Source organism: Nosocomiicoccus ampullae, assembly GCF_001696685.1.
GTDB classification, from domain to species: Bacteria; Bacillota; Bacilli; order Staphylococcales; family Salinicoccaceae; genus Nosocomiicoccus; species Nosocomiicoccus ampullae_A.
Window position 1 is genome coordinate 1 of record NZ_MBFG01000015.1, and the last position, 13,080, is coordinate 13,080.

The following is a 13,080-nucleotide window of genomic DNA, read 5'->3' on the forward strand; positions in this document are numbered from 1 at the left end:
GTTTTTAAATACATGTAGTGGATAGTTTCTGCACATATATTTTTTATAATAAACTTAGTAAATTAATAGATTGATAAATAATGATTACAGAAGTAAACTTAAATTAATAAATCGTTTACAATTGTAGTCTTATTATAATGTAGTAGGGGGAAAGAAATGAATACAGAAGATAATCATAATCATGAGGAGAACCACGAATCCCATAATCATAACGGTCACGATCATCATGCACATATGGTGACAGATTTTCGAAATAAATTCTTCATTATCCTGATATTCACAATTCCAATTGTACTTCTATCTCCGATGATTCAAAGTTTCATAGGTGTGGATTGGCAATTTACTGGAGATAGTTATATTGTGGCAGCGTTGGCCACGTTCGTTTATTTCTACGGGGGTTGGCCATTCATTAAGGGCGCTTACGATGAATTGAAAAACAAAGAACCAGGCATGATGACATTAATAGCAATGGCGATTTCTGTCGCTTACTTCTATAGTATGGCAGTTGTTTTTGGATTCAATGGGGAAGAAATTTTCTGGGAGTTGTCAACTCTTGTATTAATCATGCTTCTCGGACATTGGATTGAAATGCGATCTATTAACAATGCTTCCAAGGCCCTGGAATCCCTCGCATCATTAATGCCTAATACGGCAAACCGTATCACTGAAAATGGTGAAACAGAAGAAATTCAGATTGATGATATTAAAGCGGGTGATTTACTATTGGTAAAACCCGGAGAAAAAATGCCGCTGGATGGTAAAATCGTTAAAGGAAAGTCGCAAGTTGATGAATCAATGTTAACGGGTGAATCTGTTCCAGTTGGAAAATCCGTTGATGACGAGGTCATTGGCGGTTCAATAAACAGAGAAGGTTCTCTCACTATTGAAGTAGAGAAACTGATGAATGAATCTTATCTGACACAAGTTATAGATATGGTTAGAGAATCACAACGTACTAAATCGAAAACTCAGGATGTAACTAATAAAGCAGCTAAATGGTTATTCTATATCGCTTTAGCTGCCGGTATTATCACATTTATCGTTTGGATAAGTATCGGAGCAACTATAGATACTGCTATCATGAGATTGGTAACAGTTTTGGTTATTGCTTGTCCTCATGCTTTAGGTCTGGCAGCACCGTTGGTTATTTCAGTATCTACATCACTTGCTGCAAAGCACGGTTTGTTAATTCGAAAACGTCCACAGTTTGAAAAGGCTCGTAAAATTAACGCTGTGATATTTGATAAAACCGGCACTTTGACTGAAGGTGAATTTGGGGTTACAGATATACAGACTTTCAATAATATTGACGAAAATATCCTTTTAAGTTATGCAGCAACAGTAGAAAATGACTCGGAACACCCTATTGCGAGAGGTATACTCAATGAAGCCAAGTTAAAAGAACTTGAATTGCTTGAAATGACAAATTTCAATTCAATTACTGGTGTAGGAATTGAAGGGACGATTGATGATAAACAAGTCAAAGTAGTGAGTCCGGGATATGTACGTAAACAAAAAATTGATTTTGATGATCATAACTTCAATAAATGGTCAGAACAAGGTAAGACGGTAGTTTTTGTTTTGGTAAACGAAGAATTAGCAGGTGCAATTGCACTGGCAGATAAAATTAAGGAAAGTTCTAAGCAGGCAATTGAACAGCTGCATAAGAGAAATATTAAAGCTATCATGTTGACCGGGGACAATCAGAAAGTAGCAAATTACGTTGCAGAACAAATAGGAATTGATGAGGTTTATGCGGAAGTGATGCCCGATGAGAAAGCCGACAAAGTGACAGAAATCCAAGAACGTGGATTGATCGTTGCAATGACAGGAGATGGCATCAATGATGCACCTGCATTGACTAAAGCAGATGTTGGAATCGCTGTGGGCGCAGGTACTGATATTGCAATAGATAGTGCAGACATCGTTCTCGTTAACAGTAACCCGAAAGATATTCTTGCAATATTCAGCCTATCTAAAAAAACATATAATAAACTAGTACAGAATCTGATTTGGGCAACCGGATATAACGTCATTGCTCTCCCATTGGCAGCAGGAGTACTGGCGCCTTGGGGAATAATAATCAGTCCGGCTGTAGGTGCGATTTTGATGAGTCTCAGTACAATTATCGTAGTAATCAATGCGCAGTTACTTCATAGATTTGAAGTTGAATAACATAAATGCCGACAAATCCTTACTTAAGGATAGTCGGTATTTTAATTCTTTACTGTATGAAATATGAAAGACATCTTAAAAATACTTGAAAAAATTAGAGGTGAAAATTTGACCAAAGCAATTGATTCAAATATCACAGATTCCGAATGGGAAGTGATGCGGGTCGTTTGGGCACAAAACAAAACTACGAGTAAAGATATTAGAGATATTATGGCGTTGAATCAGTTAAAGTTCAAATTCCTGAAGGTAAAGTAGATGTAACATTTAATGACAGTACAATTAATTTGGCAGACATCAAAGGTGCTATTCAAAATACCGGCTACGAGATTAAAGAGGATATTGATAAAGAAGATGGTTCTGCGTGTTCATGCTGCAGCTAGTTAATGACAAAAGATTTTAAGAATTTAGAGTACCATCTTTTTATGTCATATTGATTCTATATAATAATTGTAGAAAGAGACCAAGATAAAAAATCCATGTTTTTATCCTATATTACTATTCGCTAATTTATTCCACAGGTGCCAGTTCACTTTCTGTAACCCACTTATGATTCTGAACTTCTTCTTCAGTATCTGTTGTAACGAAATCCACCATATAGACAGTGGGCTCTTCAGCAGAATCAATCCGCAGAATGAAGATGAGTTAACAATCCATATTATAACTGGAAATACTTCTGTATCCAAAGATGGATCAGAATAAGAGTGGAAGAAAATTTCAGTTGTGGGCAAAGTGAATTAAGCAGAATTGTTCATAATAAAGATCTTACTTTTTATGCGATATGACTAAACTGGGTGCAGATGACTATATCACAAAACCTTTTAATGAAGAAGAATTGGTTGCAAGAATGGATGCATTACTAAGAAGAACAAGACCTGTCAACCGGATTGAAGTCGAAGGACTGTTATGGGACGAAGATCAGTTTGAACTATCTTATAAAAAACATCTTGTAAAATTAACACCAAAAGAATTTGCAATCATTGGATTATTCATGAAAAATCCAGGAAGGGTATTTTCTAGAAATCAATTGAATGATTTAGTGTGGAGTATGGATTCTGAAACGGAAGGACGTACTGTGGATTCCCATGTTAGAAATATGAGGAAAAAAATTCGGGACGTTGGCTTTCCTATCGATGATTATTTTCACACGGTGTGGGGCGTTGGTTATAAATGGACTAAAAATTAAAAAACACTTTCAATATTAGAATGATAGACTGATGACCCCATTCGATTAATAAAAAACGCCATACCAAAATTATTATTTTGTTGTGCTACCCAAAAGTTGGACTTTTGGGTAGCACAACGAAATAGATGGCTTTCATGAACGGAGAATAGATTAGTGTCAGCATCAAAACAAATAACTACTTAGCGAAATGGAGTGTGAGAAAACGAAACGCTTTGCGTTTCTGGCGAGGGAATCTTACTGCGTTCAATGATGTTTTATAGCTATTGATGCACTCTTTCGAATGACTTCTATTTTCGCCCCATAATCAGAGCGGCTTGCTTTAAAATATCATTTTTCACTCTAAGATTTTTAATTCTTTTTCCTGTTTAATGATTTTCTTCTCTTCAGGAGAAAGTTTATCTTTATGTTTAAAAGAACCTGTTGTGTTAGATTGTTCTATCCACCAATCTAAAGCTGAATGTGTGAGATTATGTTCTTTAGCGATATCCTTTCTAGGTTTACCTGAATGTTACAAATTAACTATTTGCTGTTTAAACTCTGGTGTGAATGTTCTTCTGTTTCTACGCTTAAAAACCGCCTACTTTCTTAATTGTATATTACGATAACTTATAAAAGTTATCCAATTAAGTGTAGCCGGTCCAACTAGTTATATTCTCGATATTATTAGTAATACTATTATTAGTAATAATAGTATTAAAAATTCAATTATTTCGTATGATAAATATCATGAATAAAAAATATATTCTATTCCATCTCCATATCACTTTCTCTTTGTTTGTGTAAATATTGATTTTTAAATAATGGTTTTGATTTTTCAAAATCTGAATAAGATTCTCCCTCTCTCTTAATCAGTAAATCGTTCCAATCTTTCACATGTTCGGATTTTGAAGGTATGTCAAAATACATAGGTACTTCTCCTAATTCATAATGCACAGCTTTATAGCTGTTTTAAGTCTAATGTTGCGAATTGCCTATACATATCTTATATAGCTATAATCAAAAGTGGCAATTGCCCCAAAAAGGGTGGACCTCATGATTTACAATATTCTAAGCATGTTTGTAGCACCAATTATTGTCGGTGTCATCTTGCTATTGATAGAGCGTTAACTAGACACGCATCACAACAAGTAGACAGTTGCCGTAAATTTAGGCACAAAAAACCCATCGGTACCAACTACCGATGGGTTTTGTGTTCCTCATGAACAATATTCTAAGTCTTAATTACATTATAACACGAATTATTAGTTTTTAAAATGAAATATATATATTTCTCGTCTAGATATTGATATTCACCTTCCTTATTTAAATAATCATTAATCAGTTTTACTTTAATTTCAAAACTGTGTTGTTTACTCTTCATACAAAAACACCCCTAAAGTTGGATTTTAGTGTCCAACTTTAGGGGTGCAGCTCAATACAGTGAGATATCAATTTTGCCTATCGACAGCTTTTGTGTTTTTAAGGTCGCCGTTGGTTCACACCAAAAGGAAATTGGAATAAAATAGTTATATTTGAATTGGACAGTTTTTAGTTTCCCAGTAGCCTCTTGCACAAACTTTATATTTAGGTACATAACAACCTATTAAGTTAGTTCCGTAACATATTAAACTCCCCACTTTTGTGAAAGCGCCTATGAATGCACAGGCTGTACCAGCAAGCATTGCACAGTTACCACTATAATCTCCGCCACCAGATATATATTGTTGGCAAATCCAATAGCTACAACCAGGACGATATCTTGGACTCATTTCTTCTGATTTGTCAGGGATATTGCCAGATGCTATCTCTTGAGAAGCTTGTGCCATTGTTTTTTGTTGATTAGTTTCTATTTCATTTACGATTTCTGCTAATTCTTCATTTTGTGTTTCAGATACTGATATTACATCGACAGTATCACTTGTTAGATTTCTTAGATATATATTTTCTTCTAATTCTATATATGAATAATCAATCAATAGTACTTCCATGACATTCTCTTCTTCGTTATATAAAAATGTTAAAAGAGAAGTTATTGTGGTTTCTAGATAAATTTCGCCTTCTTCTGTGTTTTCAATAGTTTGTTGATCGCTTACTAGTTCGACTTCATATTGTGCTAAATAACCTTTTTTTGTTCGTTTTCATCTAATAAATCATTAAATATGTATGGATCTGTAGATAACATTTGACTTTCATATTCTTTGAAAATAGAATGTGTTTCTACTTCTCTTAAGAATAATCTTTTTGCTAAATCATCGTTTTCATTTGTTTTAGCCATACTAATTGGTTGTAAAAAAGTTATGATAATAATGCTCAAAGTCATAAAAGATAAAATAATTTTTTTCATATATTTTTACCCCTTCTCTAATACTTTTTTTTGTTGTGTAGAAATAAAGTAATTAACATAAAAATTATTGTAACCGGTATGAAAAATGAAGGTTTTATACCTTCTGGCGATAAATAATGAGCGAAAGTTATAATGATGAGATAAATGATACTGCTGATGAGATAATAAAAATTAAAGATTGATAACATCTCCTTAATAATATAATTTTAAAAAATTTGAAAATTCTGATTTATATACTTATATAATATCATAATTAAAGAGATTATAAAATGATGCGCTTAAAATCCATCGGTATTATTCTTAGCATCACAATAATGAGCAGTCCCCTCCCAGAGTGGCACACTATATTTAACACGCTTTATTAAGTATATTACAAACAAAAAAGTGTTAAGAATATTTACCAGAATTCTGAGTTATACATGACGGTTGTGAGTTATTGTAACAAAAAGAAAGGAAACTAATTATTTTTATGAAAGTGATACTAATAAATTCTATCAGCAACAGACAATATAATTCTAAACTGGAGTGTTACAAGAGATTCATCTACAAAAAAATAATATTACAATTAATATGGCCGTTAGAACTGATATTATTAATATAATAAAATAAGTCAAGTGCAATTAAACAATTCAGCAAACTAAATTTGTATATGATTTTTTCTTCAATGAAATCCTAATTTTTTATGTAGCACTTCACTCTTATTAGAATTTGAGTCTTATAGGCAAACATTCATAATTATAATACAATGAGTGTAGTTTGATAAAATAATGCACTCATTGAATCGTCTACACTTAATTGGACAACTCCCCTGAGGGGATTTATTGTTAAATTAAGAAAGTAGGCGATTTATTTATGGCTAGAGCTAGAAGAACATTTACACCAGAATTTAAACTTCAAATGGTACGATTATTTGAAAATGGAAAATCTAAATCTGATATTGTTAGAGAATATGATTTAACACCTTCGGCGTTAGATAAATGGATTAAGAATCATCAAAATAGTGGTTCGTTTAATGCTGCTGATAATCTAACCTATGAAGAAAAAGAGCTCCGAAAATTGCGTAAAGAAAATCAACAATTAAAGATGGAAAATGATATTTTAAAGCAAGCAGCGCTGATCATGGGACGAAAATAGAAGTCATTCAACAGAATGCACATCAATATTCTGTATCAGCAATGTGCAAAGTCCTAAAAATACCAAGAAGCACTTATTATGATTCAATAAAACGAACTCCAAATAAACTAAAGAATGATGATTCAGAATTAGAAAAAACTATTGTTAGTACTTTTAACTCAAATAGAAAGAGCTTTGGTACAAGACGAATTAAAAATGAGTTAAATAAATTAGGTATTATTGTATCTAGACGAAAAATAGGTCGTATTATGAAAAAATATAATTTAATTTCAGTTTATACAAAAGCTAAATATAAAAATCATCAGCTTAAATTTCAAGTTTAAGTTAGCCACTTGAAAATAGTTATTTCACTTAAATTTCAAGTTTAAGTTAGCCACTTGAAAATAGTTATTTCAGTAAATTTCACAAAGTTATATTGTACGCTTTCTTACAGTCTTTTGCTTGACGTGGGTATGGGCAAGATATCCGCAAAGCGGGATGTGTGGTGGATGTTTGCACTCGTCCGATACTAAAAACGCCATTCAGACCGTTATTCTGCATATACAACGTATATAAACGTGATAAGTTCATTCCAACCAACCAATCGGCAATCTGTCTAGTCTGTGCTTCTTTATAAGTAGAATAAAATTGTTTACCGTCTTTTAAGTTCTTCAAACCTTTTCTAATTTCATCAGTTTCAAGTGAGTTTAACCATAATCTTTTAATATCTTTTTTACCATTTCCCGAAAGATTAATTATTGATCGTGCAATATTTTCTCCTTCTCTATCACTATCTGTACCTATAATAATAGTATCAGCATTATCTAAATGCTTTTTAACAATGTTAAATTGTTTTGCAGCACCTTTTGAGACCTCAAATTTATATTGATCAGGAAACATTGGTAATTGCTCTAAACTCCATTTTTTCCAATCTTTATTATACTTTTCAGGTTCTGCTAAACTAACTAAATGACCATAACCATATGTAATTATCGCACTTGGTAATTCATCATCTGACACTTCAAAATAACCATTTTTCTTTTTTGATTGTTTAAAAGCTTCTGCATAACTTTGAGCCTGACTTGGTTTTTCAGCTAAAATAACTGTATTCATACTCTAACTCCTTTTCTAAAAAGAAAAAGTCATTGATCTACTATGTTTCTAATAATCTTTTCTATAAATACCCGCTCTTTGTCTATATCTTCTAAAAGTACGTTCATTGATACCAGTTTTTTCTTCAACTTCTCGATCACTTAACCCTTGCTTAAATAATTCAAAAGCATGTTTTAATCTAGGATTGTCTTTTGAATATTTGAAAGGTTTACCTTTATACTTCCCTTGTTTTTTAGCTATTTCAATCCCTTGTCTTTGTCTTTCTAAAATAGCTTCACGTTCTTTTTCTGCTTGATATTTATATAGCTCAATAATTAAATTCTGCAATAATTGTCTTAAATTATCATCTTCAACTCCTCTTAAAGAAGGTAAATCTAATATTTCAATTGTCGCACCTTTTATTCTTATTTCATCAAGTGTCCTTGTTAACTCCTTATTATTTCTTCCTAATCTATCAAGTTCAGAAACAACCACTATATCGCCTTCTCTTATGAAACTAAGCATTTCTTTTAAAGCTGGTCTATTTCTATCTTTCCCACTTAAATCATCTGTATATATTTTGTAGCAACCTGCTTTATTTAAACTTTCAATCTGCCGAGCAAAGTTTTGATCTTTATCACTTATTCTTGCATAACCGATTTTATGTTTTTCTTTATTCAATAAAACCACCTTATATATATGACCTATTTATATGTCCTAACATATTTATTGTAACTAAAATGCTTAACAAATGCACATATACCAACATTTATAAGTGTAAATTTTGGTTTTATTTCGCACTAACTTCAAGCGCTATGTTGCACTAATAGAACAAAAAAAAGACTATTTCGCTAAATGAAATAGTCCTTTTTGTTACTTATTTTACTCCAATAACTAAACTATCTCGTGCAGCTTCCACTACTTCTGTCGTGATAGTTTCAAGGTTATTGATTTCTAATATTCTTTCGATTTGGGTGAAAAGTCTTTGGATAAGTCGAAAGTTTCCACTGGTAATTTTAATAATACTAGTGACAGCTTCATAATTAGCAAAATCTTCCAGTTGGACAGATAATCCTAACTCTTCCCATTTGTATTCCAGAATATGGTGGATCTCGTCTTTACTCAATCTGTCAAATTCATGGGCAAAACCTATTCTCGAGTAGAGTTGAGGATAACGAGCCAATCGCTTTTCTATACCCGGCATTCCAATAAAGATCATAGCCACATCTTTTTGGTCATAAATATCTCTTAATTGTTCTAAATGCTGTACTTTTAATCGATCTATTTCATCAATAATAATGAGATCAATTTCTTCATACACATTCGTTGAGTATTTTTCTTCTGCTCCTAACTGAAGAACTCTATACATACTTTTAACCATTGTTTTTGAGACAAAGTAATTTATAAAAAATATGCCTCTAACGTTTTTAGCACGTTAGAGGCATATAAACTTCAGAAACTTATTAGTATACCTAAACCTTTTTGAGTTTTGATTGGATTAGTTAGATTTTAACAAACGAAGCCCATTTAGGATTACAACCAATGTACTTCCTTCATGGATAATGACACTGATTGCTATATCTGTTAATCCTAATAAGCTAACCACAATTAGAAAAGCGACGACTGCCATTGAAAAAATAATATTTTGCCAAATGACACGATTCATTTTGGTTGAAATATTATGAGATTGGACCAATTTGGATAAATCATTCTGCATCAAAACCAAATCAGACACTTCTACTGCTACATCGGTTCCGTCTCCCATGGCAATCCCTACATTTGCATTCACAAGGGCTGGGGCATCATTTACACCATCACCCACCATTGCTGTTAAGCCGTATTTCTCTTTTTGCTCGTCTATAATTCGAGATTTATCTTCTGGCATGACATTCGCGATTACTTCATCCATTTCTAATTGTTCCGCAACTGCTTTTCCTGTCATTTCTGAGTCGCCAGTGATTAAAGTGGTGTGTATGCCTTGTTCTTTAAAGTATTTAATGGTGTCTTTTGCATGTTCACTTGGAACGTCCATGAGAGCTATAAGTCCAATGACATTCTCATCTTCTGCTACATATACGACTGTTTTACCTTCTGATGCCCATTCATTATTTAAACGAATATATTCATCTGCAACCTCGTTAAACGAAGTTGGTTTTCCGATCCGATAATTTTTGCCGTTGTAATCTCCTGTCAACCCTTTACCAATCTGATTTTCTACTTCAATAGTCAGTTGATTTTTTTGTTCAAACTTTCTTAGAATGGCATCTGCTAAGGGGTGATTGGATTCTTTTTCAAGAGCTACTACGATATCAATCATATTTTCTACGTTCACGGAATCAGCAAAATGATAATTGGTTACTTCTGGTTTCCCTTTGGTCAAAGTTCCGGTCTTATCAAACGCAATTGCTTGAGTATCAGCTAATTGAGACAGATAAGAACTACCTTTTGAAAGGACTCCCTTTTTGGCCAGATTAGAGGTCGTTGATAAGGTTACCGATACGGTAGCTGCTGCTAAAGCACATGGTGAAGCTGCAACTAAAAGAACTAATCCTCTATAAATACTTTGTGCCCATGTCCAATCAAATAGAGCAGGAGCTAATAACACGAACAGGGGAATAGCAATTAAAACAACTGTAACGTATTTCGGTTCAAATTTTTGGATAATACTTGCAGCTTTTGTTTGATTATCTTGGTTCTGGTTCACTAATTGTAAAATTTTTGAAAAGACTGTATCTTCGTTTTCTTTGGTGACTTCCATTGTAAACGTACCTGTCCCATTAATCGTACTCCCAAAAACGGTATCTCCTTTTGTTTTTTCATTGGGTATACTTTCACCATTAATAGACGATTCATCAATGGAAGTAGAGCCAGATAAAATGACGCCATCAATGGGTACTTGGTCACCATTTAATACCTGAAGTTGGTCTCCCACTGTTAATTCACTGACATCAACAATTTTTGTATTCCCATCAGGCAAAATTAACCGAGCAGTCGTTGGATTCATTTCGAGTAATTTCGTTATTTCTCGTTTACTTCTTCCTTCAGCGTAATCTTCCAGAAAATGTGCGCCTGAAAAAATGAGAATCAACAACGTTCCTTCCCAAAAATTCCCTATCGCTGAAGCTCCTATAGCTGCTAATCCCATTAAAATATGAGAATTAGGCGTGAACTTTTTATTTGTTTTTGTATTCTCAATTGTCTCTCCAAGACCTTCCAGAATAATGACATGATAGCCCGCACTAATTGTGGCGAGTGAGAACATGATGTTTTTTACGGTTTGATATTCGTCACTTAAGAACAGCGAAACAATTGCCAATGCCAAACCAATAAAGTATAAAACAATAGGCATCTTTCCGTGATCGTGGTCGTGGTTATGGTTATGTTTCTCTTTTTCCTGTGATTGTTGTTCTTGGATATTTTCCATTTTTATCACCTTTCTATATAATTTATTTGATTTTTGTAGACTTTTTTATGTCCTTTGTTTATTGTTTAACCAAGAGCAACGTCCAATGTCATCATGATAGCAAAACCAATCATAAATGCCATTGTCGCTACTTCGCTATGTCTATTCGTTTGAGAATTAGGAATCAATTCTTCAACACAGACAAATACCATGGCTCCTGCTGCAAAAGCTAATGCATAAGGTAAGATAACAGTTATCTGTGTGACCAGCCAAGCGCCAATAGTTGCTGATATAATTTCAAAAAGTGCACTGGATTGCCCCATATTAAATGCATGTCCCTTTGTACTGCCTTCTGCTCGAATAGGCATTGAAAGCGCAGCACCTTCGGGAAAGTTTTGCAGCCCAATACCCAGTGCAAGCACCAATGCACTTGTAATAGCAGAAGCTCCTTGTCCAGCAGCTCCAAAAGCCACACCAATTGCCAACCCTTCTGGTATATTATGAATGGTTACCGCTAGAAACAAAAGGGTTGTAGACGATAAAGATGAAGCAACACCCTCAGTTTCCTCAACACCGCTTGTTCTATTATGCAAATGAGAGACCACGCCATCCACAACTCTTAAAAAGAGGCCTCCTACTAAAAAACCAACCAAAGCAGGCACAAATGACCAAATACCATAACCATTTTGCTCTGCAAAATCAATGGATGGCGCTAACAAAGACCAGTAACTTGCTGCAAACATAACCCCGGCAGCAAAACCATTCATAATGGCAAGAAGTTTATCATTCACTTCATGAAATAAAAATACTAAACTCGAACCTAGGACGGTCATTAGCCAAGTAAATACACCCGCTAATGTTGCTTGCCAGATTGGGTTTAAACTCAAAAACCAATCAACCATTAAAATACACGTCCTTTAACTGCCGTAAAATATTTTTCAACTTGAGTTAGACTAATAGAAATAGTATAACTATACACCGACTTTTTTGTGTTTTGCAACTTCTGAACTCGCATGCTTGCCGAAGTAAGGCAAGGATTCATATATTTTGGGCTTATCCAGTATCCATCTCCTTTCATATGTAAATCGGAATGATTATGATTTATATATGAAGTTTCGTTCATATGTTTACGAAATCATATTAACTCACTGTATGAGCTTTGTCAAGACAAGATGCTTCTTGTTCAAATGGACTACTATTATGAATACAAAAGTCTTAATTTAGTCTATAAACTAAAAACTCGCATCGTTTTACTCATGTGGTATTATATATATGAACGGAAAATCATATGAGAGGAATAAGAGCATATGCATACATCAACATCTTCGCCAATCAATAAAGAGAAGATTCAATCAATAAGCAAATTATTCAAAGTGATTAGTGACCCTACACGCTTGTCGATTCTCTTTCTTTTACAGAAAAAAGAACTCAGTGTTGGAAACATTGTGCTTGCATTGGATATGGAACAGTCCGCGATTTCACACCAACTAAAAATATTGAAAGATTCGCGTTTAGTGAAGGCAAGGAGAGAAGGGAAAAGCATGGTTTACAGTCTTGATGATCTTCATGTTTTCAGTATTCTCGAACAAGTCTTAACTCATATCAACGAACTAGAACAATAAGAGCAAATAATATATAAAACTAAATGGAGGTTTTTAAAATTTCAAAATCAGAGAAACAAGAAAAGCACTCGCACTTAAATTTCAAGTTTAAGTTAGCCACTTGAAAATAGTTATTTCAGTAAATTTCACAAAGTTATATTGTACGCTTTCTTACAGTCTTTTGCTTGAC

General features: G+C 33.5%; 13 protein-coding genes and 3 pseudogenes. 7 read left to right on the forward strand and 9 right to left on the reverse strand.

Features of this window, described 5'->3' with window-relative positions:
* The first annotated feature begins 156 nt into the window (after positions 1–156).
* The 3 genes from BBS29_RS06455 (at position 157) to BBS29_RS08625 (ending at position 2,555) form a co-directional block, all read left to right on the forward strand.
* Positions 157–2,175, forward strand: a complete 2,019-nt coding sequence (locus tag BBS29_RS06455; RefSeq protein WP_068130386.1) for a copper-translocating P-type ATPase — start codon at positions 157–159, stop codon at positions 2,173–2,175.
* A 156-nt stretch (positions 2,176–2,331) separates the two neighbouring features.
* Complete coding sequence (locus BBS29_RS08530) at positions 2,332–2,430, forward strand: hypothetical protein (RefSeq protein ID WP_257009095.1); 99 nt, start codon at positions 2,332–2,334, stop codon at positions 2,428–2,430.
* Positions 2,412–2,555, forward strand: coding sequence for a hypothetical protein (locus BBS29_RS08625; RefSeq protein ID WP_143861272.1), 144 nt, complete (start codon positions 2,412–2,414; stop codon positions 2,553–2,555). The genes BBS29_RS08530 and BBS29_RS08625 overlap by 19 nt, the downstream gene beginning before the upstream one ends.
* Positions 2,556–2,682: 127 nt before the next feature.
* Here BBS29_RS08625 and BBS29_RS08295 read toward each other — a convergent pair.
* Positions 2,683–2,799, reverse strand: a pseudogene (locus BBS29_RS08295) (DUF1541 domain-containing protein); the annotation flags it as partial.
* Between the two features lie 163 nt (positions 2,800–2,962).
* Between BBS29_RS08295 and BBS29_RS06465 the strand changes: the two are divergent.
* Positions 2,963–3,358 (forward strand): annotated as a pseudogene (locus BBS29_RS06465) (response regulator transcription factor); the annotation flags it as partial.
* A 744-nt stretch (positions 3,359–4,102) separates the two neighbouring features.
* On the opposite strand, the gene BBS29_RS08375 reads toward BBS29_RS06465, so the two are convergent.
* From BBS29_RS08375 to BBS29_RS06475, 3 genes are all read right to left on the reverse strand, one after another.
* Positions 4,103–4,264, reverse strand: a complete 162-nt coding sequence (locus BBS29_RS08375) for a hypothetical protein (RefSeq protein ID WP_168162116.1) — start codon at positions 4,262–4,264, stop codon at positions 4,103–4,105.
* Between the two features lie 599 nt (positions 4,265–4,863).
* Positions 4,864–5,325, reverse strand: coding sequence for a hypothetical protein (locus tag BBS29_RS06470; RefSeq protein ID WP_068130394.1), 462 nt, complete (start codon positions 5,323–5,325; stop codon positions 4,864–4,866).
* A 125-nt stretch (positions 5,326–5,450) separates the two neighbouring features.
* Positions 5,451–5,612, reverse strand: coding sequence for a hypothetical protein (locus BBS29_RS06475; protein ID WP_218836846.1), 162 nt, complete (start codon positions 5,610–5,612; stop codon positions 5,451–5,453).
* A gap of 921 nt (positions 5,613–6,533) precedes the next feature.
* Between BBS29_RS06475 and BBS29_RS06480 the strand changes: the two genes are divergently transcribed.
* A complete protein-coding gene (locus tag BBS29_RS06480) occupies positions 6,534–6,815 on the forward strand; it encodes an IS3 family transposase (protein WP_068130400.1) in 282 nt (93 codons plus the stop codon).
* A 41-nt stretch (positions 6,816–6,856) separates the two neighbouring features.
* Entirely contained in the window at positions 6,857–7,138 is a 282-nt protein-coding gene (locus BBS29_RS08190) for an IS3 family transposase (protein ID WP_084778900.1), read from the forward strand.
* Between the two features lie 79 nt (positions 7,139–7,217).
* Here BBS29_RS08190 and BBS29_RS06485 read toward each other — a convergent pair whose 3' ends face one another.
* The 5 genes and pseudogenes from BBS29_RS06485 to BBS29_RS06505 form a co-directional block, all read right to left on the reverse strand.
* Complete coding sequence (locus BBS29_RS06485; RefSeq protein ID WP_068130404.1) at positions 7,218–7,907, reverse strand: toprim domain-containing protein; 690 nt, start codon at positions 7,905–7,907, stop codon at positions 7,218–7,220.
* A gap of 48 nt (positions 7,908–7,955) precedes the next feature.
* Complete coding sequence (locus BBS29_RS06490; RefSeq protein ID WP_068130408.1) at positions 7,956–8,567, reverse strand: recombinase family protein; 612 nt, start codon at positions 8,565–8,567, stop codon at positions 7,956–7,958.
* Positions 8,568–8,763: 196 nt separating this feature from the next.
* Positions 8,764–9,204: pseudogene (locus tag BBS29_RS06495) on the reverse strand (AAA family ATPase); the annotation flags it as partial.
* 180 nt (positions 9,205–9,384) lie between these two features.
* Entirely contained in the window at positions 9,385–11,310 is a 1,926-nt protein-coding gene (locus BBS29_RS06500; protein WP_068130412.1) for a heavy metal translocating P-type ATPase, read from the reverse strand.
* Between the two features lie 65 nt (positions 11,311–11,375).
* The gene (locus tag BBS29_RS06505; RefSeq protein WP_068130416.1) at positions 11,376–12,191 is read right to left on the reverse strand and encodes a ZIP family metal transporter; all 816 of its coding nucleotides are present in this window, start codon (positions 12,189–12,191) and stop codon (positions 11,376–11,378) included.
* A gap of 405 nt (positions 12,192–12,596) precedes the next feature.
* Between BBS29_RS06505 and BBS29_RS06510 the strand changes: the two genes are divergently transcribed.
* Complete coding sequence (locus BBS29_RS06510) at positions 12,597–12,911, forward strand: ArsR/SmtB family transcription factor (protein ID WP_068130419.1); 315 nt, start codon at positions 12,597–12,599, stop codon at positions 12,909–12,911.
* Positions 12,912–13,080: the final 169 nt, after the last annotated feature.

What these genes read in the sequence shown, in the direction of transcription:
- BBS29_RS06455 (WP_068130386.1), top strand. Translation starts at nt 157, where the DNA reads ATGAATACAGAAGATAATCATAATCATGAGGAGAACCACGAATCCCAT.
- BBS29_RS08530 (WP_257009095.1), top strand. Translation starts at nt 2,332, where the DNA reads ATGCGGGTCGTTTGGGCACAAAACAAAACTACGAGTAAAGATATTAGA.
- BBS29_RS08375 (WP_168162116.1), bottom strand. Translation starts at nt 4,264, where the DNA reads ATGTATTTTGACATACCTTCAAAATCCGAACATGTGAAAGATTGGAAC.
- BBS29_RS06470 (WP_068130394.1), bottom strand. Translation starts at nt 5,325, where the DNA reads ATGGAAGTACTATTGATTGATTATTCATATATAGAATTAGAAGAAAAT.
- BBS29_RS06475 (WP_218836846.1), bottom strand. Translation starts at nt 5,612, where the DNA reads ATGGCTAAAACAAATGAAAACGATGATTTAGCAAAAAGATTATTCTTA.
- BBS29_RS06480 (WP_068130400.1), top strand. Translation starts at nt 6,534, where the DNA reads ATGGCTAGAGCTAGAAGAACATTTACACCAGAATTTAAACTTCAAATG.
- BBS29_RS08190 (WP_084778900.1), top strand. Translation starts at nt 6,857, where the DNA reads ATGTGCAAAGTCCTAAAAATACCAAGAAGCACTTATTATGATTCAATA.
- BBS29_RS06485 (WP_068130404.1), bottom strand. Translation starts at nt 7,907, where the DNA reads ATGAATACAGTTATTTTAGCTGAAAAACCAAGTCAGGCTCAAAGTTAT.
- BBS29_RS06500 (WP_068130412.1), bottom strand. Translation starts at nt 11,310, where the DNA reads ATGGAAAATATCCAAGAACAACAATCACAGGAAAAAGAGAAACATAAC.
- BBS29_RS06505 (WP_068130416.1), bottom strand. Translation starts at nt 12,191, where the DNA reads ATGGTTGATTGGTTTTTGAGTTTAAACCCAATCTGGCAAGCAACATTA.
- BBS29_RS06510 (WP_068130419.1), top strand. Translation starts at nt 12,597, where the DNA reads ATGCATACATCAACATCTTCGCCAATCAATAAAGAGAAGATTCAATCA.